Raw genomic sequence first — 25,063 nt, forward strand, 5'->3', positions numbered from 1 at the left:
ATCATGACTCGCAAAACAACATTAAATATTGCGCTGGCAGGTATCCTTTCCTTGGGTACTATTTCTCTGGCACAAGCCGTAAACCTAAAACTGGATGTTTTCAATCCAGGTGAAAGAAGCGTATTTCCCGTCTCTTCTGAGCTCATCATCGGTGATAGAGAAGTTGTACTGATCGATGCTCAGTTCCAAAAAAATGACGCTGAAGCACTGGCCAGAAGGATTAAGTATACCGGCAAAAAACTGACAACTATCTATATCAGTCAGTCTGATCCTGATTTCTATTTTGGCCTTGATACACTGACCAAAGCGTTCCCTAACGCAAAAGTCATTGCATCACCAGAAACCATTAAAGAAATCAAAAAGACCAAAGATGGCAAACTGGCTTATTGGGGAGGTGTTCTGAAAGAACAGGCCCCAAAAAAAGTTATCGTGCCGCAACCACTGGAATGTAACACTTTTACAGTTGACGGTGAAAAGCTGATCGTCGAAGGTCTTGATGGCCCTGCGGCTGACCGCACTTTCGTTTGGATACCTAAACTAAAAGCGGTAGTCGGCGGCGTCACTGTTTCAAGTAACATTCATGTCTGGATGGCAGATACACAATCTAAAGCATCCCGTAAAAATTGGATGCAGACATTAGATCGTATAAAAGAGCTGAAACCGACAACTGTAGTTCCGGGACATTTCATTGGTAACACCCCAATGACGTTGGAATCCGTTCATTTCACGCAAGAATACCTGACTATTTTTGAGAAAGAGCTGGCAAAAGCGAAAGATTCAAAAGCGCTAATAGCCGCAATGGAAAAGCACTATCCAAAACTTGGAGACAAATCCAGCCTTGAATTAAGTGCTAAGGTGCTGAAAGGCGAAATGAAGTGGCCCCAGTAAATAAATTAACTCTTTTTTAGGAATGAGTATTTTTAGGAACAAGTATTTTTAGGAATAAGTAATATGCCCGGAATGACTCTGCATTATATCTATGATCCACTATGTGGCTGGTGTTATGGCGTTTCCTCTCTGATACAAGCAGCAAAAGAGGTCGCAAATGTAAAAATTGAATTGCATGGCGGCGGAATGCTGACGGGAGATAACAGACGCCAAATAGACAGCACATGGCGTGATTACGTTCTTAGTCAGGATAAACGGATCGCAAGCCTTACCGGGCAAACTTTCAGTGAGCAATATGTCGCACTGTTAAATGATAAATCACTGATTATGGATTCATTGCCACCAATATCAGCCATTATTGCAGCAGAAAAATTGGCTGGTAAAAGTGTCGAAATGTTACTGGCAGTACAAAAAGCGCATTATGTTCGTGGATTAAAAATCAGCAAAACTGAAACATTATTGAATTTAGCAAATGAATTGCAGCTTGATTCAGAACTGTTTCAGCAAGAGCTGAAATTGAATAATGAATCAGAAAGTCTCCAACACATTAGGAAAAGCCGTGAACTATTGGCAGCAGTTGGCGGCTCAGGCTTCCCTACGTTTATTCTGGAAAATAACAGAAACGAGCTATCTATTATTTCTCTTGATAAATACTTGGGACAACCCAAACGTTGGCAAGATGCGTTGATTCACGATCAGTTTTAATACCACAATTTTAACTACTGGCGCCCATACATTTTCAGCTATCGGGCGCCATCCACGACACCCCATCCACTCCCAATAAATGCATATAGATCATGATGGCCGCAGAAATGGCTATATATGGGCCAAAAGCAACAGACTCTTGGTAATTTTTTCGTATTCTCCACATGCAAAAGTACCCAATCAGACCAAACAATGAGGACAAAAACATTAATAAAGGAATGGCGCCAATCCCCAACCAAGCACTAACCGCCGCCATTAACTTAAAATCACCATAGCCTAATCCTTCTTTATGACAAATTATTCTGAATAACCAATAGAGCGACCATAAAATTAAATACCCCGCAATCGCACCTGTCACAGCTTGTTCGATAGGCACAAAAGTTTGATTCAAATTCAGTAATAACCCCAACCATAAAAACAGATAATTTATTATATCTGGCAATAATTTAATTTTTATATCAATAAAAGACAATATAATTAGCATCCAAACAAATATCAAAGCAACATATAAATTAAAATTCCATGGAAAATAAATCATAAAGAAAGCCGTTGTAAACAACGTCACTAGTTCAACCTGAAAACAACTAAAAACTATTTTCTCATATCCATAAATAATTTTAATAAATACAAATATCACTTTATTCAAAGTTATTCCAGACACTATTCCAATAAAAATAGCTAAAACAATCACCTCAACATTAATATCCATTTAATAAAACATCTCCAAATTAATTATATACCCTTCATCTTTCAAGCTGCTGCTTTGTTGGCTGCTTTCACTCACCCCAGTCACATAGTTATCTATGCTCCTGGGGATTCGTTCACTTGCCGCCGCGCTGCAACTCGAAATCTATTAGGTATATAATGAATATTTTAATTAAGTAAAAAAACAAATATTCATTATGTTTTTGGCATAAAAAGATAATAATAAACAACACTATTTTAAAACAACAAAATAAATATAAAACAGTCAAATTAAATATAAATATGCGAGCAGACTCGCAACATTTATTCAGAGATAACAATCTGTATCGAGATAGCTTGATAATTGGATTAAGCCTCCCTTATCATACCCTCCATTATTTATTGCTTTATGTATATACCCGCAGGAAGGAAAGAAAAACATGCGCATACCCCGCATATATCACCCGGAATTACTCTCATCGAACACTGAAATTTATCTGAGTGATGAGGCGGCTAACCATGTTGGGCGGGTACTCAGAATGAGTCATGGTCAACAGTTGCAACTGTTTGACGGCAGCAATCAGATCTTCAACGCTCAGATTACCGAAGCTAGCAAAAAATCTATCAAAGTACATATCAGCAATAGCGAACTTGCCGATAATGAATCACCACTTCATCTCCATTTGGGGCAAGTCATATCCCGCGGTGAAAAAATGGAATTCACCATTCAAAAATCTGTAGAACTAGGGGTAAATGTTATTACGCCTTTAATTTCTGAACGTTGCGGAGTAAAGCTGGATGGAGAACGGCTGGCTAAAAAACTTCAACAGTGGCAGAAAATTGCTATTGCTGCCTGTGAGCAATGCTATCGCAACCGTATACCTGAAATTCGCCCAGTGATGCAACTCGAACGCTGGTGTGCAGAAGATGATGGCAGTTTAAAATTAAATCTACATCCACGAGCCAGCCAAAGCATCAATACCCTACCTTCACCTGTAAAAAAAGTGCGTTTACTGATTGGCCCGGAAGGTGGATTATCGATAGATGAAATTGCTATGACAACTAATTACCAATTTACTGATATCCTGTTAGGGCCACGGGTATTGAGAACAGAAACGACAGCGCTCACCGCAATTACCGCATTACAAGTGCGTTTCGGCGATTTGGGTTAAGGAGAAAGAATGATCAAAATCGGCATCGTGATGGACCCCATTTCATCCATCAACATCAAGAAAGACACCAGTTTTGCCATGCTATTGGAAGCACAACGCCGCGGCTGGGAACTCCATTATATGGAGATGAGCGATCTCTATCTGCACCAAGGGGAAGCACGCGCACGTACCCGCCTATTACAGGTAGAAAACCGTCCACAGCAATGGTATCAATTCGATAAAGAACAAGATCTGGCACTGGAAACATTGGATGTCATCTTGATGCGTAAAGATCCTCCATTTGATACTGAATACATTTACGCCACTTATATTCTGGAGCGAGCAGAAGAGAAAGGCGCTCTTATTGTCAATAAACCGCAAAGCCTGCGCGATTGTAACGAAAAACTATTCACAGCCTGGTTCCCTGATTTAACACCAGATACCTTAGTGACTCGCAATGCCGTTCAATTGCGTGAATTCCACCTGAAACATGGTGATGTCATCTTTAAACCACTAGATGGTATGGGCGGTGCATCAATATTCCGCCTGAAAAAAGATGACCCAAACGTTGGCGTAATTATTGAAACCCTGACGGAACATGGCGATCGCTTCTGTATGGCGCAGAATTTCCTACCAGCGATAAAAGAGGGTGATAAACGGGTATTAATTGTCGATGGCGAACCCATTCCTTATTGCCTGGCTCGCATCCCTGCCCAAGGTGAAACTCGTGGTAATCTTGCTGCGGGCGGCCGTGGTGAAGCTCGTCCGCTTTCAGAAAGCGATTGGGCTATCGCCAAAGCAGTTGCTCCGACTTTAAAAGAAAAAGGGTTAATTTTTGTCGGTCTGGACATCATTGGTGACAAACTAACTGAAATTAATGTCACCAGTCCAACCTGTGCACGCGAGATAGAAGCCGCTTTCCCTGATATTTCAATCATTGGCATGTTAATGAATGCGATTGAAGAACGGTTAGAGAAATAAAAAATTCTTTTTGCGAATTTGCCTGTCAGGGTTTGTCATTTATACTTTTAGCCCACATACTGTGGGCTAAAGAATCCTTACATAGCCAGGTTAATTACTAGAAACAAAATGAATCTACAGCACCATTTTCTTATCGCCATGCCCTCATTATCTGATCCCTATTTCAAACGCTCAGTTGTTTACATTTGTGAACACAACGAAAATGGGGCAATGGGATTGGTGATAAATAAACCCATTGAGCAAATCTCTGTTCGGAAAGTTTTACAAAAGCTGAAAATATCACCAGAAGATCGGGATGAAAGCATCAGTCTAAACAAACCTGTCATGACTGGCGGCCCACTGGCTGAAGATCATGGTTTTATATTGCACACTCCCAGACCCGGTTTCAGTTCAAGCATTAAAATTTCCGATGACACAATGATCACCACATCCAAAGATGTCCTGGAAACCTTGGGTACACCACGCCAACCAAAACAGATATTGGTCACGTTGGGGTATGCCAGTTGGGAAAAAGGCCAGCTTGAAAAAGAGATAATGGAGAATAGCTGGCTAACAGCAAACGCTGATCCACATATTATTTTCAACTCACCCATTGCGGACCGCTGGCGTGAAGCAGCCTCTTTGCTTGGTATCAATATCTACAATATTGCGCCACAAGCAGGACATGCATAGATGAGTAACCGTACAATAATGGCTTTCGATTTTGGCACCCGCAGCATCGGCGCAGCCATCGGACAAGAAATCACGGGTACCGCCAGAGCATTAACCTCGTTTAAAGCCACAGAGGGTATCCCCAATTGGCAGCAAATCGAAAAATTGCTTAAAGAGTGGCAACCCGATCTGGTTATCGTTGGTCTTCCCCTCAATATGGATGGCACTGAGCAATTAGTCACAGTACAAGCACGTAAATTTGCAAACCGGCTACATGGCCGGTTTGGAGTACAAGTCCAACTCCAGGATGAACGCCTGACAACTGTTGAAGCCCGCGCTAATCTGTTCGACCGAGGTGGTTATAAAGCCTTAAGTAAAGGAAAAGTAGATGCTACTTCCGCTGTTATCATTCTGGAAAGCTGGTTTGAACAGCACTATTTATAACGTAATAGCTAATATACCCTATGAATTTCAAGATGCATCGCGACGGCAAGGGAGCGAATCCCCGGAAGCATAGCTAACTATGTGACCGGGTTGTGTGAGTGCAACCAACAAAGGGGCAACTTGAAAGATAACGGGTAGATAACGGATATAGTGCAATAACGATCAACTCACAGTAACAGCGATCAATTAACAGCAACCGTATAACCACGACTCACGATTAACTGATAGCATTTTCGTTAATCTTCCTCTCCGTTTGCTCTGCCAGTAATCCCTGCAATTTACGCTGCTGCAAGCCCTGCTCATAGGTTTGCATCCCACTGGCAGCGCCCGTCTGCATAAGCGTTGTTATTTGATGATTTTTTCCTTCTCGTATCAGATGACTCACCGCCTGATTAACCACCAATACTTCATATACAGCGACTCGCCCACCTCCCTGTGCGGAGACTAATTGCTGTGCTATCACAGCTTTCAAACTGCCTGCTAGCTGACTACGTACCCACCCTTTTTCTTCAGCAGAGAAAATATCTACCAACCGGTCAATTGCTTGTACAGCACCTCTGGTATGCAAAGTCGACAATACCAGATGCCCAGTCTCTGCCGCAGTTAACGCCAAGCGTATTGTCTCCTTATCCCGCAGCTCACCCAACAACAATACATCAGGATCTTGCCGGAGAGCCCCTTTCAGCGCGTCCTGATAACTGGGCGAATCCAATCCAATTTGTCGCTGTTGTATCAGACAATTGCGGCTATGGTGGATAAATTCCACGGGATCTTCCAATGTAATAATATGCTGACAACTGTGGCTGTTCAGCATATCCACAATGGCCGTTAACGTTGTCGACTTCCCGCTGCCTGTAGCGCCAGTCACCAGAATCAACCCACTTTCTTCCCGCAAAGCCATTTCACGGATAATTTCAGGTGCTTTTAGCTGTTCCAGAGTTGAACACTGAGAGTGAATTAAACGCAAAACGGCTGACAACCCAGAGTGCTGACGAAAGATATTGCCTCTCAATCGTTGGCCATTTTCTGTCTCCAGCGCAAAATCCACATGTCCGCCAGTTAATAACTGTTGTCGTTGATTCTCTGATAAACACTGTCTACTCCACTCCTCCAATAATAGATTATTTACCGATGGCAGTTGAGTTTGCGGGCAAAGCACTCCATTTATACGTAATACAGGAACTTGTCCAATACAAAGATGCAGATCTGAAGCATTATGTTTTACACTAAGGGCCACTAGCTTATCCATATTCATTTTTTAATCTCCTGAGTCACCATGAACAATATTGAACAAAACTTACAAGATGTCAGGACCCACATAGCCATTGCCGCACAGAAATGCGAACGTGCTCCAGAAGAAATTACCTTGCTTGCAGTCAGTAAAACCAAACCTGTGGAAGATATCGAAAAAGCAATCGCTGCCGGGCAACACCAGTTTGGTGAAAATTATGTGCAGGAAGGTCTGGAAAAAATTGCCTATTTTGCAAATCGTAATGATTTGATATGGCACTTTATCGGCCCGTTACAGTCTAATAAAAGCCGTTTGGTGGCAGAAAATTTTAACTGGTGCCACACCGTTGACCGCCTCAAAATAGCACAACGCCTGAGCGAACAACGCCCGGAAGGAATGGAACCGTTGAATATTCTTATTCAAATAAATATCAGTGATGAACAGAGCAAATCAGGTATTCGACTTGATGAATTATCAACGCTGGCAGCCGAAGTGAACAAACTGCCGAATGTAAAGCTCCGCGGTTTAATGGCAATTCCAGCGCCAGAACCTGACTATGAACGGCAATTAGCGGTCTTCAGGAAAATGGAACAAGTCTTCCTTAACTTGAAAACTAAATATTCTCAAATAGATACCCTCTCAATGGGGATGACTGATGATATGGCTGCTGCCATTAATTGTGGTTCCACATTAGTACGAATTGGAACAGCAATTTTTGGTGCGCGTCAGTATCACAATTAACCATTTCAACGCTACGAGGTATTTAATGGAAAAACGTAAAATTACCTTTATTGGTGCAGGTAATATGGCTCACGCCATCATAGCCGGATTAGTAAAAGGAGGGTACTCTGCTGAGTTAATCAATGTCTGCGCACCAAGTCATACTCGCCGTGATGCACTAGCAAAAGAGTATGGCATTAACAGCGGTAGTGATAATATTCGCTACGCACAAGAAGCCGACGTTATCGTTCTAGCGGTAAAACCGCAAGTGATGGCAGAGGTTTGTCAGCCTCTGAAAGAAAACGTAGATTTCAGTAACAAACTGGTTCTGTCTATCGCCTCAGGTATTTCCGTTGCACGTTTCGGTGCATTATTACAAGACAAACTCAATATTGTCCGTATCATGCCAAACACACCGGCATTAATTGGTCAGGGGTTGAGTGGATTATTCGCATCTGAACAAGTCAGCCAGTCTGACCGCGATTTCACTCAAGCATTAATGAACAGCGTCAGTAAAACCTGCTGGTTAAAAGATGAAAACGGCATCAATAACATTCTCGCCGTAGCAAGCAGCGCACCCGCTTATTTCTTCCTATTTATGGAGTCAATGCAACAGGAAGCAGAACGTTTAGGTTTTGATAGCCAAACAGCCCGTGAAATTGTTTTGCAAACGGCAATAGGTTCTGCGGCACTGGCCGCATCAAATGTAGATCTCCCTTTTGCAACCCTGCGTGAACAGGTAACATCTAAAGGCGGTACTACTGCGGAAGCACTACGTATCTTTTATGAAGGCAAATTGCCGGAAACCGTATCCAACGCTATGCAAGCGGCTATTCGCCGGGCACAGGAAATGGAAAAACAATTTTAATTTTATCAAGGCTGCTAAATGCAATTTCTAACCTTTATTCTGTTCACAGTTCTGGATTTATACATCGCTGTTTTATTACTTCGTATATGGATGCAATGGGCTCGTTGTGATTTTTATAACCCATTTGCCCAATTTATTGTGAAAATGACGCAACCGATCGTTCGGCCATTACGCCGAGTTATACCAGCTATTGGCTCGCTCGATACTGCCTCCATTGTTATCGCTTACGTTCTGGTATTGTTTAAATTAACCATGCAACTTTGGTTCAGTACCGGTACAGTTGCTTTCCTCACACTTTTCATCCCTATCGGGTTAATCGAATTGCTGACAGCAGCAGGTAAACTAGTATTTTGGTTAGTGCTGGCACGTGCTTTACTAAGCTGGATAAGCCAGGGGCGCAATCCGATTGACTATGTTCTGATGCAACTGACAGAACCGTTGATGGCGCCTATCCGCCGTATAATCCCAACAATGGGCGGCCTTGATTTTTCAGCCATGATCGTCATTTTGATCCTCTACGCACTGAACTATCTTCGCGCTGATGTTCTTTCATGGCTAATACAGTAAATAAGAATTAAATTGGATTCAAAATAATGCAAAAAGTCGTTCTGGCAACCGGTAATCCCGGAAAAGTTCGTGAACTGGCACAATTACTGGCTGATTTTGGTCTGGATATTGTTGCTCAAACTGAATTAGGCGTAGATTCAGCCGAAGAGACCGGGCTAACATTTATTGAAAATGCCATTCTTAAAGCCCGTCACGCCGCACAAATTACCGGCCTACCGGCGATTGCCGATGACTCTGGTCTATCCGTAGACATCCTTGGCGGCGCTCCGGGTATCTATTCAGCCCGCTATGCAGGTGAGAATGCCACCGACCAGCAAAATTTGGAAAAATTGCTGGATACGATGAAAGATGTTCCTGACGATCAACGTCAAGCACAGTTTAACTGTGTGTTGGTTTATATGCGCCACGCGGAAGATCCAACTCCTTTGGTATTTCATGGCCGCTGGCCGGGAATTATCGCTCGTAAACCTGCCGGTAATGGTGGATTTGGTTATGATCCCATCTTCTACATACCCGAATTAGGCTGTACTGCGGCTGAATTAGCTGGTGAACAAAAAAATGCCGTTTCGCACCGTGGTCAGGCACTAAAGATGATGTTGGATACACTAGGTAATGCTTAAACTTCCACCATTGAGCCTTTACATCCATATTCCTTGGTGTGTGCAAAAGTGTCCTTACTGTGATTTCAACTCTCACGCTTTGAGAGGCGACGTTCCGCATCAGGAATATGTTGACCATTTATTGGCAGATCTGAAAACGGATCTGCCAATGGTCAATGATCGGGAAGTTACCACTATCTTTATTGGTGGTGGAACCCCTAGCCTGCTTAGCTCACAGGCAATGCAACAATTGCTGGATGGTGTCCGTGCTCTCCTACCGGTATCGCCGCAAGCTGAAATTACTATGGAAGCCAATCCGGGTACTGTGGAAGCCGACCGTTTTAGTGGTTATCAGCAAGCGGGTATTAACCGAATATCCATTGGCGTGCAAAGTTTCAGCCCGGATAAACTGGCACGCCTTGGACGTATTCACGGACCGGATGAAGCCAAACGGGCAGCGCATTTAGCCGCTAATCTGGGGCTACGCAGTTTTAATCTGGATTTAATGCATGGTTTACCGAACCAAAGCCTTGATGAGGCACTGGATGATTTGCGTCAGGCAATCGCGTTATCACCACCACATCTTTCATGGTATCAGTTGACTATCGAGCCTAATACCAGCTTTGGCTCTCGCCCTCCCGTTCTGCCTGACGATGATGCTTTATGGGATATCTTTTCACAAGGTCACCAATTACTGACAGCAGCAGGTTATCAGCAATACGAAACTTCTGCTTACGCCAAACCAGGCTATCAATGCCAGCATAATCTCAACTACTGGCGCTTTGGGGATTACCTTGGTATTGGCTGTGGCGCTCATGGGAAAATCACATTTGAAAATGGCCGTATTCTGCGTACAGTGAAAACCAAACATCCCCGCGGATATATGCAAGGACGCTATCTGGACAAACAGAATCAAGTAGAAAATGAAGATCGGCCATTTGAATTTTTTATGAACCGATTCCGTCTACTGGAAATGATGCCCAAACAAGATTTCAGTAATTTCACCGGGTTATCTGAGACCTCAATCCGTGCTCAAATTGAGCAAGCCTTAGCAGCAGGTTATCTCTCTGAAACAGCAACACACTGGCAAATTACGCAAAAAGGTAAACTGTTCCTAAATTCATTATTGGAACTATTTCTCTAGTACAAGAATTGCTTTCGGAAAATCCATGTTTCACAAAGATCATCTCGTGCATAAACTTGTATACCGCCATTGGTTTTGAGTTTATTTATAACACATTGCCCCTTACTGAACTTCAGTAAGGGCTCCTAGCGACTAATTGTCCAGTGTCGAATTCCTTCGCCTTTCGGCGGGCTAGTTATCCCCCCAAATTTAAACAATATGTAAATTACAAATTAACCAAGGTATTAATATTGAAATAATAATTCACAATTTAATTTTTAATAAGAAAATTCAATGTGTATAAAAACAAATCAACAAATATAATATAAAAACAATAATATAAATATTTATGAATCTTTCCTATAAATATATTTACTCATATAGATAGTAGTTAATATCGATCATCAACAAGCGAATTAATTAAAATTTAATAAAAAAACATTCCACATAATATTAATTTTTAATATATGTGAATTACGACACAATAATATCATTTAAATTTCCTCAAATACGACTATATTTAATTTGTGCTTGATTGAATTTCTATTTATAAGCACGAACATTTAAAAAATTATTTTTAATTTCACTTTGATTGGGGTAAAAAATGAACATTGAAAATAAAGAAATGTTATATACTTTATCCAAAGAAGACCTAGCTACAGCACTGACTCCATATTATAAAGATTTTTATGATCAACTTTCTGACCATCAAAAAGAAAATATTAGTTTTGACATGGTTGTAAATGATGCTTACAAGAGATTGCATTTTAATAATTCAGCACCAACTAACACTGATAGAATATTAAAACCAATAGAGTATGCAGGTGTATCTCAATGCATTCTTGCAATTGGTACAGTTGTCGCTGGCGCTTTTAGTCTTGCATTCAAATTCATGGGCATACATGAATCTGAAAGGCATTCAGCTACGCAAGTATTATTGAAAAAATTAGGTCATGATGCTATACATGAATTACTTACTATAGTTAAAGACCTTAAAAACTCTCCTTCTATTATTGATAAATCAAAAAATACTTGGTCATTAATTTCTGAAGTTAAGAATGATATAGGTATTTCTGGAATAATTAACTCCTTAAAGGAGTCAATGCATTGGTACGACTGGGTTATTACTGGGATAACCGCCATAGCACAACTAACTATATGGTTTGCTACAGGTGGAGTTGCATTTATTGCAGAAATAGCACTGGAAGGTCCTGCTATAGCCACATTGGTACTTGACTCTGTAAACGCAGTTGATATTTGTCTGTAAGACCTTTATCTGCAATCCAATCAAATTATCAAGGAACTTATTATTTATTATAAGTTCCTTTCAATATAAATATCATTCTTCATATTATAAACTCAAATAAATCAGCTACTAAAATATAAAACAAATAACGTTTTTACCTTGTAGATTCAATATAATAATTACCATTAGCATCTACAAATAATTTTTCTGTTCAATTATATATAGCACAAATATATTTATCATTTATTAATAATTGAATTATTTCCACACCATATATTATAACAGATTAAAGTTTTATTTTATAAATAAATAAGACATTATTTCGAGCAGAAAAAATTTATCTATATTTTTAATTTTTAATGCTGGAAATACGAATAATAAGCTAATTACTCATAGAATAATACACCCATCGGGTAAGATGTAAACACAATAACCAAACGACAAATCATTGTTGTACGATATTAAACCAAAAATCTGACAGCCACCAGCATAAAACAACCGATAACTGTCAGACCAAACCTAGAACAATCCATTGTGGAACTGCAATCACTATTTACTATTCAAATTCAAAATGGCACATGACCTGATTAAAGTGCATCAGCTACAGCATTAACTTGCGCAGTTAAGCTTTCCAAACCACCACCCGATAAATACCACAAATCAGATTTCAGGTAAGTGATTTTGCCATTCTTATACGCTGAAGTAGATTTTATTTTATCATCTTCGAATTTTTCTTTGTTCAGCTTACCTGCACCAATTGCTTCACTACGGTCAATAATGAGAATCACATCAGGATTAGCTTTAGCAATCATCTCAGGAGTCACTACAACGAATTTATTTTTATCTTCACCAGCAGGAATAGATAATTCCGCTTTCTGTGCCTTAACCACGTCATACACTACGCTCTGGTCGTTCAGCACTAATTTACCTGCGTTATGCAGCAATACTAAAACTTTTGCATCAGCAGATTTAGCTTTATCCTGAGCTTTCGCAATGGTTTTTTCCAGTTCAACAAGCTGATCTTTAACTTCACTCTGTTTATTAAACAATTCACCTAATAACGTTATGTTATTTTCAACTGAAACCAGATAATTTTTGCTATCAATACCCAAATTAATTGTCGGGGCTATTTTTGACAGCTTTTCATAGAAAGGAGTTTGACGCCCGCTAATAACGATTAAATCAGGTTTAAGCTGAACCAATTTTTCCAGATTTGGCTCTTTCATACCCCCCGCATTTTCTACCCCTTTAGGTAAGCTATTACGGAGATATTCAGGCGTATTACCAGTAGGTAATGCAACAACCCTATCTGATAAACCTAATTTAACTAATGAATCATAAATACCGAAATCAAATGAAACAACTTTCTGAGGATTCTTTTTGACCTCAGTTTCACCGGAAAGATGCTTAACTGTAATCTTATCATTAGCCTGAGCTGTAACTACATTTGGTGTAGCTACATCTGGTGTAACTACAGCAGATTTCTGACTAAATGCGGAATGGCTTGCAATGGCAAATAACGATACCAGAACGACAGGGATTATCTTTTTCATATATCGCACTCCAAGAAAGGATATTTAGTAAACATTTGCATTCTAGGTAGCGAAAAAAATATGTCAATCTAAATAAGAATCAATTTGAAATTGATTCTTATTTGTAATTATTAGCAATTATTTAATAGAATTCAGTAACTCAATTCTTTGTTGCTCAAGGCCACTGACCTTACCACAAACCTCTTTGCCAAAACGCTGGAAATCTTCTTCCTGAACCCGCCATTCAGCTTTCAAATTATTCTGCAATCCACCCAAACTACCAAGCAACGATTGTAATGCCTGATTATTATCACCATTCAGACTAAATTGTTTATTGCCAATCTCATTAATACTATCCTGCAAAACCCCACCAAGACTTTGCTCAATTAAGCTACGGCCATCTTTTTCAACTTGCTTAATCGCTTGATGGTGGAATGCCATACCATCAGAACGAGTTTCAATAATTCGGTTTATTTGCTGATTAAGCTCTGATTCAAGATCAGACAACCGATTACGCACATTGCTATCCTTACCGATAGTATCTACTACCACTTTATCCAAGGATTTACGTGCCGTTATCAGATGTTTTCCGGTTTCTTGTTTAATCCAAGGCAAATCCTGCCGCAAAGCCTGCTGATAACGTTGTGCTTTCTGACGCTGTTCAGTATTTAAATTTAAGTTCTTACCATCTCGAATTACTGAACCATCAGGTGAAATCTGGAGATTGCCACTTGCCCCCACAACCTGAACTGATTGAGAAGTAATAATAATGTCATTCTGTGGATTTACCTGGCATTCATAACCTGCCTGAGTCTGAGCAACAAATAGCAAAGATGCAACAATGATAATTTTGCGTAACATGTTTTCTCCTAAAAAAATCACCTGAGAGTTAAAAAACGGATCGCCCAACACGATCGGCTAACAATTCTAGGGCAGCGCACCCCGCTAAAGAGTTCCCCGATCGATCCAACTCCGGTGACCAGACAGCAACTGTAAACTCTCCCGGTACGACACATACGATCCCACCGCCAACGCCAGATTTTCCCGGCATACCGATTCTGAATGCAAATTCACCGGAACCATCATACATACCACAAGTCATCATCAGCGCATTTATCTGCCGAGCCTGACGAGGACTCAGGATTTGCTGCGCAGAACCTATCGTACTCCCCTGATTCGCCAAATAAATGAAACATTTAGCAAGCTCAATGCAGTTCATTTTCAAAGCGCAATAATGAAAATAAGTTTGCAGTACCGCGAGCACATCATTATCGAAATTACCGAAGGATTTCATTAGATAGGCAATCGCCGCATTGCGGTGAGAATGTTCCATTTCAGAACGAGCAACTTTGCTGTCGTAACAAATATCAGGACAACCAGCAAGTTTGCGCACTACTTCCAACATACGCTGTTTAGGCGCACTCAATCGCGACTGCAACATGTCACATACAATTAATGCACCCGCGTTAATAAAAGGGTTACGGGGTTTGCCTTTTTCCAGTTCCAACTGAACTAACGAGTTAAACGGCTGACCAGAGGGTTCCTGCCCAACCCGTTGCCAGATCTCTTGTTCCTGATAGCGCGTCATGGCTAAAGTCAGGCTTAATACCTTAGAAATAGATTGAATCGAAAAACGCTTCTCAGCATCTCCAGCATGAAATATCCGCCCATCGATGGTACAGATAGCTATTGCCAGGTTATCAGCAGGAACTTCCGCCAGTGCAGGAATATAATTTGCCACTTTCCCTTGGCCAATCAGGGGACGAACTTGTCGCAAAATATCCGACAATAACGCATTAGAGAACGTTGTACTCACTGATTTTACTCCAGACAGGGGCACTCATTAATCACCAGCGCCCCTGTTATGATTCATGCAAGATATTTTATAGCGATATACCCGCTATCTTTCAAGTTGCCTCTTTGTTGGCTGCGCTCGCTCACCCCGGTCACATAGTTAGTATGCTCCTGGGGATTCGCTCTCTTGCCGTCTCAATGCATCTTGAAATCAGGATATAAATTAATCAATCCCACCAAACATCAAACAATTCAGAGGTCATGACATCTTCCATACCGCGATCCTTCAACCACTTTTCAACCAATTGGCGATGCTCTTCTGTACACATACCAATTTTTTGCAAACAGATTAAGCCTTCCCAATGCAGATAACCGCTGGCATCTAGTGCTAAACCATTAGATTCAATCAACTCATCAATAAACGCATCGACAGTGCTATCGATAATATCTACAGGTGTATTAGATGGGAAACTCCACTTAACAGAAAAACCCAATTCCTTAAATTCATCAATATGCATCTTTTTACGCAAACGACGACTGCGGTTTTTAGCCATTACTTAATCCTCTTAAACATTATGTCCCACACGCCATGCCCCAACCGCTGACCGCGCAATTCAAATTTCGTTATCGGGCGTGAAGATGGACGCGGTACATAATCACCATTTTCAGACAAATTAAGGTAATTATCTACGCCATTCATCACTTCCAACATATGCTCAGCATATGGCTGCCAGTCAGTCGCCATATGGAATACGCCACCCACTTTCAACTTGCTTCTTATCAGTTCAGCAAATGGTGGTTGTACAATCCTTCGTTTATTATGACGTACTTTATGCCACGGATCTGGAAAGAAAAGCTGTACCATTTCCAAACTATTATCCGGGATCATGTTTTCCAGCACTTCAATCGCATCATGGCACATCACCCGCAAGTTACCGATATTTTCATCTTCTGCGGAAGCCAGACAAGCGCCGACGCCAGGTCCATGAACTTCAATCCCAATAAAATCTTTTTCTGGATTCTGACTTGCCATTGTGACAAGCGATGCCCCCATGCCAAAGCCAATTTCCAGCACCACAGGCACTTCTCGCCCAAAAAGCGCTGCCAGCTCCAACTTTTCAGCCTGATATTCAACACCTATTTTTGGCCAGAGATTATCAAGCGCTTGTTGCTGACGATTAGTTAACCGGCCCTGACGACGAACAAAACTTCTAACACGGCGCAACGCCCTGCCATTTTCATCAAACTCCGGCGAAATTACGTTATTTATCATGGTATTTCTGTCAGTTTCAAAGGCATTTATTCAGCCGTTTATGGCTGCTTTACCAGCAAACCACCTAAAGAGAGCGCATTATCCAAAGATGGGCGATTTTAGCAAGTCCGATCGTGACAAGTACAATTTTAATACGAAATTGCGTAGCGCTACGAAAACAAAGTTCCGGTTTACAGCGAGGTTACACTATGTTGCAATCCTATTCACGAAACACTGATTTTCCCTAAAGACAATTATCCCAATGATGGAAGCAAAGCAATTCTCCGCAGTGGTACTGGATTGGTACCATCGTTATGGTCGCAAAACCCTGCCCTGGCAACTGGAAAAGACCTCTTATCACGTCTGGCTTTCAGAAGTGATGTTGCAACAAACTCAGGTTGCGACGGTCATTCCCTATTTTCAGCGCTTTATTTCACGTTTTCCCGATGTGACTTCACTTGCCGCAGCCCCCCTTGATGAAGTCCTTCATTTATGGACCGGCCTGGGTTACTACGCTCGTGCTCGTAATTTACATAAATCAGCACAGCAGGTTGTGGAGTTGCATCAAGGTAAATTCCCGACAACTTTTGAAGATGTTGTCGCCTTACCTGGTGTTGGCCGTTCAACAGCAGGCGCAATCCTTTCACTTTCTCAAGGTAAACATTTCCCAATTCTTGATGGCAATGTTAAACGGGTATTGGCCCGCTGTTATGCCGTGGAAGGTTGGCCCGGTAAAAAAGAGGTTGAAAGCAGCCTCTGGCAAATCAGCACCAATGTAACGCCGGCACAAGAAGTGGAATATTTTAATCAGGCGATGATGGACTTAGGTGCAATGGTTTGCACTCGCAGCAAGCCGAAATGTGAAATCTGCCCATTAAATCAAGGATGTATTGCTTACGCTAACCATAGCTGGACAAAATATCCAGGTAAAAAACCTAAACAGAGCATTCCCGAGAAAACAGCCTATTTCCTGCTGATGCAGAATCATAATTCCGTCTGGTTAGAACAGCGCCCACCAACGGGAATCTGGGGTGGTTTGTTTGCGTTTCCTCAGTTTGAAAGCATGGATTTACTAAATGGCTGGTTAGAACAATCCGGTATTTCTCACAGCAAACATGAACAACTCACCGCATTCCGCCATACATTTAGCCATTTTCATCTAGATATTGTGCCGATAAAAATAAATATTTTATCCTTCACTACCTGCATGGATGAAAATACAGGACTTTGGTATAACTTACAGCAACCCGCAACTGTTGGGCTGGCAGCGCCAGTTGAATATTTATTACAGCAACTGAGCTGAATCCCATATCCGCTATTTTGAGGATTTATTATGAGCAGAACTGTTTTTTGTACTTTCTTACAACGTGAAGCCGAAGGACTGGATTTTCAGCTTTATCCGGGCGAATTGGGCAAACGCATTTTCAATGAAATTTCCAAAGAAGCGTGGGGACAATGGATGAGCAAACAAACCATGCTGATCAATGAGAAAAAACTCAGCACCATGAACCCGGAAGATCGTAAATTGCTTGAACAGGAAATGACTAAATTCCTGTTCGAAGGTCATGATATTCAAATTGATGGATATACCCCGCCAGAAAAATAATATTTAGCTTTCATCAGAGCCAACGGCTCTGATGTTGTATTCAACACCAAATGGCAATGTAAGATGAAAAAACTGTTAGCGCTGTTTGTTATTGCCCCAATTCTTGTTTCCTGTACCAGCCACAAAAATCGTGAATACCGTGAAGAATATATAAAAGATACCAATGGTTTTGATATTTTGATGGGCCAGTTTGCTCATAACATTGAGAACATTTGGGGCTTGCATGAAGTATTAATTGCCGGTCCAAAAGATTACGTAAAATATACCGATCAATACCAGACTCGCAGCCATATCAATTTTGAAGCTGGAACGATCACGATTGAGACAATTTCGCCAACTGACCCTACAACCTATTTACGTAAGGCCATTATCACGACCTTATTAATGGGTGATGATCCAGGCTCAGTTGATCTTTACTCTGATACTAACGATATTCAGATCAGTAAAGAACCCTTTCTTTACGGACAAGTTACGGACAATAACGGCCAACCGATTCGTTGGGAATGGCGAGCAACACACTTTGCAGATTATCTGATTGCCAACAAATTACAAAAACGCCAATCTGGTTTACATGTCATTTGGTCTGTCACTATGCAACTGGTACCAAACCATTTGGACAAACGTGCTCATAAATACCTGCCGCTGATTCGTCAAGCTTCCATTAAATATGGCATAGATGAATCGCTGATTTTGGCAATTATGCAAATAGAATCCAGCTTCAACCCCTATGCAATCAGCCGTTCTGATGCACTTGGATTGATGCAAGTTATACAACATACTGCTGGCCGTGATGTCTTTAAGCTGAAAGGTAAATCAGGGCAACCAAGCCGTAGTTATCTATTTGATCCAGAAAATAACATTGATGCCGGCACAGCATATTTATCGATATTACAGAACAATTATCTGGGTGACATCACTAACGCAACATCTCGCCGTTACGCGGTAATAACGGCTTACAATGGTGGTGCAGGTAGTGTATTACGGGTATTTTCTAGCGATAAGAAAAAAGCGGCTCAAATTATTAATAAAATGGCGCCGGGTGATGTTTATGAAACCCTGACAACTAAACATCCATCGGCAGAATCACGTCGTTACCTGATGAAAGTCAATACTGCCCAGAAAAGCTATCATCATTAAAATATTAAGAAAATAACGGAGAGCAATTTTTTCTACTCTCCGTTATTGTTTTGCCTATATTTCTAGCTAGTCGAATAATTTCAAAGCACAAATCACTATTTCCAAAGAAATCTATTGACGAGCTCTACCGAATACGGTTTAATGCGCCCCGTTGCCCGGATAGCTCAGTCGGTAGAGCAGAGGATTGAAAATCCTCGTGTCGGTGGTTCGATTCCGCCTCCGGGCACCATATCAAAGAGCGTTGGTTGAGAGATGAGAAGACTCAACGGGCGTTCGATATCGGAACCTAAAAGTGCATAATTGTAGATTGATCAGTCTTGCGCTACTTAGATATAAGTATAAAGGTTCTAAGATTAGGATATCTGAGAAATCAGATGTCCTTTTTTCGTTCGAGAGAGATATTTACAAGTTCTATTGCAACTGTCAAGCAGCCCAAACCAAAATCAATGAATTAATTAACACGATGTTGTATATCGGTTGTTAAGATTTCCTGATTGGTTAGAAGAAGGTTAATTCTGGGAGACTGCATCAGTTCAAAAAAATTCCCCATCTTGCAACAGGGAATTATTTATGTAGAAAAAGGCAAATTCAGACAACAGCGAGAATATTCTGTTTTATCCGATTAGCATTTCGCCTCTTTCTGGCTCAACATCAATATACAGCATCAACTCTCGCTCCAGCGCGCGCCCGGCAATATCCAGATTGATATCAATATATTCCATCGTAGTCGTAATACTGCGATGCCCCAGTAATCCGCGCACCATTTGCAAATTACGATCAGGCGCTTTCATCAGTTCAGTTGCCAAAGTATGCCGGAAACGGTGGGGGCCCACCGCTTAATCATCGCCAATACGGCGCGGCCGGTATGCTTACGTCAAATAAATATATTATAAGCATTGACGTATTTTATCTTTAACCCTATACCTTTTGTAATGTTATACAAGACCTGAAATAGGGCACAGCCATTCCCTTGCAAAGTGGTAAAACCTTTTTCTATGGGCATTTACCAGCCTAACACCAACAGCAAATAGGGAGGGGAAACAATCCGAAAGAGAGATATCGACGACAAAAAATATTAATAATAGTTAACATTTAAACCACTAACACAACTAAAGTCCATTTCATGGACAAGACAGATACAATCAGGAAACAGTCATGTCACTAACACGCATAGAAGCTAAGTACATATTTGATAATAATCTCGGGTGCCGCTATGGTACTGCGACTGGGGGAGCGGCCTACGCCTTCATGGACATTGAAGGAGAAGGCAAAGATGGAGGCGCACTGATCCCGCCAACGTCGGTAATCCTGAATTGGCTTAGAGATCCTAGCCAGCCCGCTTATGAGCCCCGCTGGCATAACCGACTGTGGAACTCATGTGGATTAATCGTCTCATTGAGCGCCGCGGGTACAGTGCTCCTGGTGACGAAAGCGCCGCCCACCGCTGAACGGTACCCGTTCGATAATAAGGCGGCACGAGGTGATCACTATACGTTTCGCAAATGCAACCGTCTTTCACCGGACAGTAAAATTGTAGCAACAATCCATTATGGCGGGGGAAAAGGAGAGCTGGAAGACGGAAAGATCGCTTCCCCTGTCAACGCTGCGCTGGTTAATATTGCTACCGTCGAGCAGTTGTATAACGCGATTCTTGCAGAGTTGAAGAAACTTGCAGGCAACGCAGCAAATTGATCGCTTAGCAGCCAACACTGGCAACGTGACGCAAAAGCAATGGCTGTGAGAAATCACAGCCATTCAGACCGCCGACAAACCTCGCTAAAGAGGTTTGTTTTTTTCATGATGAAGAATTATGCAATCCATTTTCCTCATTAATCCGGTTTTATCACCTAGCAGGGTAATTTGATTAGCTGTATTTACCCGATCATATGCTTTAAATGTTGCCGCATGAGTTTCATTATCACTAAAATAAAATAACATATGGTCAAATATAATTTTTTATCTCAGTTTATTAATACACCTATCAGTTAAACTCATCCAATAGTGGTGCTTATGGACAAGTTAAGAGCAATCAGCGTTTTCCGACGTGTTGTGGAACTAGGCAGCTTTAAAGCCGCCGCCCAGGATCTAGGCTTATCCAAGGCTGCTATCAGTAAGAATATCAATGAGCTTGAAGCGCATCTTAAAAGCCCCCTAATTAACCGAACAACCCGAAGCATGCACATAACCGCAAGCGGCAAGAATTACTATCATCAGGTGTGCAACATCCTGGATGAGCTTGAGAATGCTGACTTATCAGTGATGGAAACTTCTCACGCTTTGACAGGCTCGATAAAAGTGAGTATTCCAATGTCGATAGGGCTAAAGGAATTAAATCCACTGATATGCCAGTTTATGCATGCTCACCCCGGTATTTCGGTCGAAGTTGTTATGATTGATAAATATATCGATCTTATTGAGCATGGAATAGATGTTGCGATACGTGGGGGAGGTGAATTAAGCGACTCCAGCCTTCGCTCCAGGAAGCTGATAAAAGTGCCCCGAGTCTTATGTGCCTCACCAACATATATTGAGGCTTCTGAAAAAATACTCATCCCTGAAAATCTCGCTTCTCATAACTGTCTTATCTACAGTTTATCTTCTTCTCCACGACGCTGGATGTTTCACAATCAAAATGATGTGAAAGTCGTTGACCTTAAGCCCGGAACCTATGTGGTGAATAACGGACTTGCGCTCAAACAGGCAGCCCTTGCCGGACATGGCGTGGTTTTACTACCTGAATTACTGGTCATTGATGAGCTACAGTCAGGGGAACTTGTCAGACTGCTTCCTGAATGGGAAGCAGACACGCAGGCACTTTATGCCATACAACCTTTTCATAAAGAACGTTCTATCAAGGCTAGGGCTTTTATCGATTTCCTTGTCAATGCGCTGGACGAAACCTGCTAATATCTCGTGATTTTAACGGACGCTCTATTACAGAATCACAGCCCTCGCCTTGCATAATGGTTATATCAGAGAGGGGATTAAAATTGTTTACTATCAGTGCATAATATTTTCACATAATAGACATTTTAATAAACTATTCATCTCCCTATACTCGGTTTTGCAAATGAATTTACCGGTTACATCAAAATTGAGAAGGTGTAAATATGAACAATTCCGTTATTTCAACATCAGAAAATCTTGTCCTGTCTTATCTTGATGGACGTCAGCCGACCATTGGCATTGAGAACGTCAACAAAATTTTATTTTCCATCGGCGTCCGGGTCAGTACAACACCGATCCCCGAAGAAGCCAAACCTATTCTTGAAGCATCAAAAACGCGCGCGATCACTGGGGAAGAGAGCGAGAAGCTGATTTCGCTATTCCCTTTACACCGCGGAGAACTCCTGGAGCAAATCCGACTGGCTGGTCGTCAACCGGAAGCTCACCGCGGCGGTTTTCTATCGACGTCGGAAGTAGGTGTTGCCCCTTATCCCAAAGTCTACGATATGAAAGCAATTACGGTTGAAGCCAGAAAAACCGTTCTCGAAAAATTCGGCAGACTGCACGTAAACAGCTCTGAAGACGGGATGGGTATTGATGAAGTCATGACGGTTGTAGCTGGCGGTCCGTGGACCTGGTTCTTCCGTCTACCGGACGGCGTAATTGCAAAACTATCGATAGGACGCGTGGAAGCGGGTGATCCTGCTTGGCGTCTCAGCTATCCCGGACTCGGAATGCACGCTGGGTTCCTGGATGCTAAGGATGGATTGACCGTGGCATTTGCCCACGGGCCGAAGCATTTCGTTATGCGCTATGACGAACCAAGTGTTGATGGCGCAGAGATGCTGGGCACCAACCCGTGGGTTGATTTCAGTGGTGATATGCCGAAATTAGTCAAATAAAAGCTCATTTTCCGGCTGGCGCTTCATGCGCAGCCGGTTTGTTACTTCTGAAATGATTTGTTACTTCTGAAATAATGTAACTATAGTGGATCGACAATATCTTCAATTAAAATGGGGCTGACCATTTGATGCGGTAACCCCACCGTCTATCGGTAAGTTCACCCCATTAATGAAGCTGGCATCTTCGCTCGCTAAAAATGTAATGGCTGCCGCAACTTCGGCCGGCGTTGCTGCCCTTTGCAACGGAATTCGATCGTTGAACTGATGCAAGATCTCATCGCCAAAACGTTCAGTCATCGACGTAAGCACCAGACTGGGGCAAACAGAATTGACACGAATACCTCGTGAACCATAATCCAGCGCCATAGCACGAGTCAGGTTAACCACTGCACCTTTTGCCACGCAATAATGTAAACCTGCCCAATCAGCGCCTAGCCCCGACACAGACGCATTATTGACAATACATCCTTTGCTTTTCAGCAAATAAGGCAAAGCAAAATAGCTACAGTTGGTTACCCCATTGAGATTAATGGCCAGCACCTGATCTCCCTCCTCCAACGAGAGGCTTAATAAATCACCAGCACGGTACATACCTGCATTATTCACCAGAATATCTATTCCGCCAAAATGCCTGACGGTTTCATCAACCATATTCTTGGTCGATTCTCGATCTGTAACATCTGTCTGAATAACCAATGCCTTACTGGATGGCAATTCACTGCATACACGCTTGAGCTTGTCAGTGTTCCGCCCTGTCAATACAACAATGGCCCCTTCTTGTGAAAAACGTTTTGCTGTGGCTTCCCCAATACCGCTTCCTGCACCGGTAACAATGACAACTTTATCTTCAAATCGAATCATATTATTACCCTCATTGATGTATCTTCAAAATTCGTCACAAATCCAGATACGCGGGGAAAAGCTGCGTAAATACCTCCCCCATACTCCACCAGATTTGACTGTGGGAAATAGCGTTATGTCGTTATCACTATTTCATATGGATAACAAACAGGCCCCGATGATATTTCAGCAATTAGGATAATCGTCGTGTAGTGAAAAAATAATATCCGTTGAAATAACAACATTGCCGCTGAAAGAAACTAGCAAAAAATATGTCCATTGTCAGCCGTATGACCAAAATAGGTTTTCCACCAAAAGATGCGAGATTTATTATCTCCACTCTTCGACATGACAGATCAAATGCTGAGAAACTATCTGCAATGACAGGAGGTCGAACTCAAATAGTAGAATGTCAATCATTACAGTCTTTTTTGTCACTTCTCAACATTGCACATGACCTAATTTTTCATTACGTAACTTACTGGCTATTTCGACGTCGCTTAATCAGATAAAACTACTAAACGCACACATCAGATAACACAGATTAACCGCTGTTAACACAGTGGTTCCGGCCCAATTAATTTCTTCTATGACTAAAACTGTGATTAATGATTTTGACGATGAAATATACAACCACATCGATAACAATAGAATATCCGAATTAATAATAAGACAAAAATGAATCAATTTGTCTAATTTATATCATGATGAAAAATAAGACATTAAATAAACATCATTATTATTTCTTGATTAAATTAACTCAATCAATCGATTAATTTAATTTTATAACACAATGAAATAAAAAGAAATTTTAATTAATTGCAAAAAAAATACTATTTTTTTGTTTAACTTGTTGAAAAAGATCATATTTTAGTTAATACTGTTTTCCGTCGAGTGAGAATAGACCTAAAGCAAAGACGAAACTCTGAATTGGAAATCAACTTAAAATCCTAAGAAAAATAAGAAGAAATTTTCGTTATCTTAATCACAGTTAAGATGGCAATTTATCCGATCGTATTAATATCGTTGATACGATGACATTACGTATTACGGTTTGCCCAATCGGAATATTCACTTTCTTTGAGTAAGATACTAGTGCGTTGAGTAGCTATAGATTACTTTTGTTAATATCGCTATGGAATCTCCATTTCAATAAAAATAGTGAAGATAAGTTTATCCATATGTGCTATACACCT

The 25,063-nt window shown here is 41.3% G+C and carries 26 protein-coding genes, 1 tRNA gene and 1 pseudogene; 19 read left to right on the forward strand and 9 right to left on the reverse strand.

The genetic code is table 11. The annotated features are described in order from the left end of the window. The first annotated feature begins 3 nt into the window (after positions 1 to 3). A complete protein-coding gene (locus tag TI10_RS09940) occupies positions 4 to 888 on the forward strand; it encodes an MBL fold metallo-hydrolase (RefSeq protein WP_049583149.1) in 885 nt (294 codons plus the stop codon). 63 nt (positions 889 to 951) lie between these two features. Beyond that, positions 952 to 1,593, forward strand: coding sequence for a DsbA family protein (locus tag TI10_RS09945; protein WP_049583150.1), 642 nt, complete (start codon positions 952 to 954; stop codon positions 1,591 to 1,593). A gap of 34 nt (positions 1,594 to 1,627) precedes the next feature. Here TI10_RS09945 and TI10_RS09950 read toward each other — a convergent pair whose 3' ends face one another. Then, on the reverse strand, positions 1,628 to 2,302 hold the full coding sequence (locus tag TI10_RS09950; RefSeq protein ID WP_080985018.1) for a prepilin peptidase: 675 nt from the start codon (positions 2,300 to 2,302) through the stop codon (positions 1,628 to 1,630). Positions 2,303 to 2,717: 415 nt separating this feature from the next. Between TI10_RS09950 and rsmE the strand changes: the two genes are divergently transcribed. The 4 genes from rsmE to ruvX all read left to right on the forward strand — a co-directional run bounded on the left by rsmE (position 2,718) and on the right by ruvX (position 5,504). After that, positions 2,718 to 3,449: a 16S rRNA (uracil(1498)-N(3))-methyltransferase gene (gene rsmE / locus TI10_RS09955; RefSeq protein WP_049583151.1), complete on the forward strand. Its 732-nt coding sequence runs from the start codon at positions 2,718 to 2,720 to the stop codon at positions 3,447 to 3,449. Positions 3,450 to 3,458: 9 nt separating this feature from the next. Then, positions 3,459 to 4,409 carry a glutathione synthase gene (gene gshB, locus TI10_RS09960; RefSeq protein ID WP_049583152.1) on the forward strand — a complete coding sequence of 317 codons (951 nt, stop codon included), beginning with the start codon at positions 3,459 to 3,461 and terminating at the stop codon, positions 4,407 to 4,409. A 108-nt stretch (positions 4,410 to 4,517) separates the two neighbouring features. Further along, positions 4,518 to 5,081, forward strand: a complete 564-nt coding sequence (locus tag TI10_RS09965) for a YqgE/AlgH family protein (RefSeq protein ID WP_036814730.1) — start codon at positions 4,518 to 4,520, stop codon at positions 5,079 to 5,081. After that, positions 5,082 to 5,504 (forward strand): Holliday junction resolvase RuvX, encoded by a 423-nt coding sequence (gene ruvX / locus TI10_RS09970; protein ID WP_049583153.1) that lies wholly within the window; start codon positions 5,082 to 5,084, stop codon positions 5,502 to 5,504. Between the two features lie 217 nt (positions 5,505 to 5,721). Here ruvX and TI10_RS09975 read toward each other — a convergent pair whose 3' ends face one another. Further along, entirely contained in the window at positions 5,722 to 6,759 is a 1,038-nt protein-coding gene (locus TI10_RS09975) for a type IV pilus twitching motility protein PilT (protein ID WP_049583154.1), read from the reverse strand. Between the two features lie 21 nt (positions 6,760 to 6,780). Between TI10_RS09975 and TI10_RS09980 the strand changes: the two genes are divergently transcribed. The 6 genes from TI10_RS09980 (at position 6,781) to TI10_RS10005 (ending at position 11,879) form a co-directional block, all read left to right on the forward strand. Then, positions 6,781 to 7,476: a YggS family pyridoxal phosphate-dependent enzyme gene (locus TI10_RS09980; protein WP_049583155.1), complete on the forward strand. Its 696-nt coding sequence runs from the start codon at positions 6,781 to 6,783 to the stop codon at positions 7,474 to 7,476. A gap of 25 nt (positions 7,477 to 7,501) precedes the next feature. After that, on the forward strand, positions 7,502 to 8,323 hold the full coding sequence (gene proC / locus TI10_RS09985; protein WP_049583156.1) for a pyrroline-5-carboxylate reductase: 822 nt from the start codon (positions 7,502 to 7,504) through the stop codon (positions 8,321 to 8,323). Positions 8,324 to 8,341: 18 nt separating this feature from the next. Beyond that, the gene (locus TI10_RS09990) at positions 8,342 to 8,890 is read left to right on the forward strand and encodes a YggT family protein (protein WP_049583157.1); all 549 of its coding nucleotides are present in this window, start codon (positions 8,342 to 8,344) and stop codon (positions 8,888 to 8,890) included. 26 nt (positions 8,891 to 8,916) lie between these two features. After that, positions 8,917 to 9,510 carry an XTP/dITP diphosphatase gene (locus tag TI10_RS09995; RefSeq protein WP_049583158.1) on the forward strand — a complete coding sequence of 198 codons (594 nt, stop codon included), beginning with the start codon at positions 8,917 to 8,919 and terminating at the stop codon, positions 9,508 to 9,510. Then, positions 9,503 to 10,633 carry a radical SAM family heme chaperone HemW gene (gene hemW / locus TI10_RS10000; RefSeq protein ID WP_049583159.1) on the forward strand — a complete coding sequence of 377 codons (1,131 nt, stop codon included), beginning with the start codon at positions 9,503 to 9,505 and terminating at the stop codon, positions 10,631 to 10,633. The genes TI10_RS09995 and hemW overlap by 8 nt, the downstream gene beginning before the upstream one ends. A 583-nt stretch (positions 10,634 to 11,216) precedes the next feature. Beyond that, complete coding sequence (locus TI10_RS10005) at positions 11,217 to 11,879, forward strand: hypothetical protein (RefSeq protein ID WP_049583160.1); 663 nt, start codon at positions 11,217 to 11,219, stop codon at positions 11,877 to 11,879. A gap of 566 nt (positions 11,880 to 12,445) precedes the next feature. On the opposite strand, the gene TI10_RS10010 is transcribed toward TI10_RS10005, so the two are convergent. The 5 genes from TI10_RS10010 to trmB all read right to left on the reverse strand — a co-directional run bounded on the left by TI10_RS10010 (position 12,446) and on the right by trmB (position 16,457). After that, entirely contained in the window at positions 12,446 to 13,411 is a 966-nt protein-coding gene (locus TI10_RS10010; protein WP_049583161.1) for a siderophore ABC transporter substrate-binding protein, read from the reverse strand. 117 nt (positions 13,412 to 13,528) lie between these two features. Then, positions 13,529 to 14,251, reverse strand: a complete 723-nt coding sequence (locus TI10_RS10015; protein ID WP_049583162.1) for a YggN family protein — start codon at positions 14,249 to 14,251, stop codon at positions 13,529 to 13,531. 28 nt (positions 14,252 to 14,279) lie between these two features. Then, positions 14,280 to 15,206: a glutaminase B gene (gene glsB / locus TI10_RS10020; RefSeq protein WP_049583163.1), complete on the reverse strand. Its 927-nt coding sequence runs from the start codon at positions 15,204 to 15,206 to the stop codon at positions 14,280 to 14,282. Between the two features lie 205 nt (positions 15,207 to 15,411). Beyond that, positions 15,412 to 15,738, reverse strand: coding sequence for a YggL family protein (locus TI10_RS10025; RefSeq protein WP_049583164.1), 327 nt, complete (start codon positions 15,736 to 15,738; stop codon positions 15,412 to 15,414). Beyond that, entirely contained in the window at positions 15,738 to 16,457 is a 720-nt protein-coding gene (trmB, locus tag TI10_RS10030) for a tRNA (guanosine(46)-N7)-methyltransferase TrmB (RefSeq protein ID WP_049583165.1), read from the reverse strand. The genes TI10_RS10025 and trmB overlap by 1 nt, the downstream gene beginning before the upstream one ends. 241 nt (positions 16,458 to 16,698) lie before the next feature. Between trmB and mutY the strand changes: the two genes are divergently transcribed. The 4 genes from mutY to TI10_RS10055 all read left to right on the forward strand — a co-directional run bounded on the left by mutY (position 16,699) and on the right by TI10_RS10055 (position 19,408). Next, positions 16,699 to 17,739 (forward strand): A/G-specific adenine glycosylase, encoded by a 1,041-nt coding sequence (gene mutY / locus TI10_RS10040; RefSeq protein ID WP_049583167.1) that lies wholly within the window; start codon positions 16,699 to 16,701, stop codon positions 17,737 to 17,739. 30 nt (positions 17,740 to 17,769) lie between these two features. Then, positions 17,770 to 18,042, forward strand: a complete 273-nt coding sequence (locus TI10_RS10045; RefSeq protein WP_049583168.1) for an oxidative damage protection protein — start codon at positions 17,770 to 17,772, stop codon at positions 18,040 to 18,042. A 63-nt stretch (positions 18,043 to 18,105) separates the two neighbouring features. Next, entirely contained in the window at positions 18,106 to 19,179 is a 1,074-nt protein-coding gene (gene mltC, locus TI10_RS10050; protein ID WP_049583169.1) for a membrane-bound lytic murein transglycosylase MltC, read from the forward strand. A 153-nt stretch (positions 19,180 to 19,332) separates the two neighbouring features. After that, a tRNA-Phe gene (locus tag TI10_RS10055) sits at positions 19,333 to 19,408 on the forward strand. A 385-nt stretch (positions 19,409 to 19,793) separates the two neighbouring features. Here the strand turns inward: TI10_RS10055 and TI10_RS10060 are convergent. After that, positions 19,794 to 20,012, reverse strand: a pseudogene (locus TI10_RS10060) (tyrosine-type recombinase/integrase); the annotation flags it as partial. Between the two features lie 322 nt (positions 20,013 to 20,334). On the opposite strand from TI10_RS10060, the gene TI10_RS10065 reads away from it, so the two are divergent. The 3 genes from TI10_RS10065 (at position 20,335) to TI10_RS10075 (ending at position 23,027) form a co-directional block, all read left to right on the forward strand. After that, a complete protein-coding gene (locus TI10_RS10065; RefSeq protein WP_049583172.1) occupies positions 20,335 to 20,871 on the forward strand; it encodes a hypothetical protein in 537 nt (178 codons plus the stop codon). Between the two features lie 318 nt (positions 20,872 to 21,189). Continuing rightward, entirely contained in the window at positions 21,190 to 22,086 is an 897-nt protein-coding gene (locus TI10_RS10070; protein ID WP_049583173.1) for a LysR family transcriptional regulator, read from the forward strand. Positions 22,087 to 22,289: 203 nt separating this feature from the next. Continuing rightward, complete coding sequence (locus TI10_RS10075) at positions 22,290 to 23,027, forward strand: hypothetical protein (RefSeq protein ID WP_049583174.1); 738 nt, start codon at positions 22,290 to 22,292, stop codon at positions 23,025 to 23,027. A gap of 102 nt (positions 23,028 to 23,129) precedes the next feature. Here TI10_RS10075 and TI10_RS10080 read toward each other — a convergent pair whose 3' ends face one another. Further along, positions 23,130 to 23,888 (reverse strand): SDR family NAD(P)-dependent oxidoreductase, encoded by a 759-nt coding sequence (locus TI10_RS10080; protein ID WP_208599776.1) that lies wholly within the window; start codon positions 23,886 to 23,888, stop codon positions 23,130 to 23,132. Positions 23,889 to 25,063: the final 1,175 nt, after the last annotated feature.

The organism is Photorhabdus luminescens subsp. luminescens (assembly GCF_001083805.1).
GTDB classification, from domain to species: Bacteria; Pseudomonadota; Gammaproteobacteria; order Enterobacterales; family Enterobacteriaceae; genus Photorhabdus; species Photorhabdus luminescens.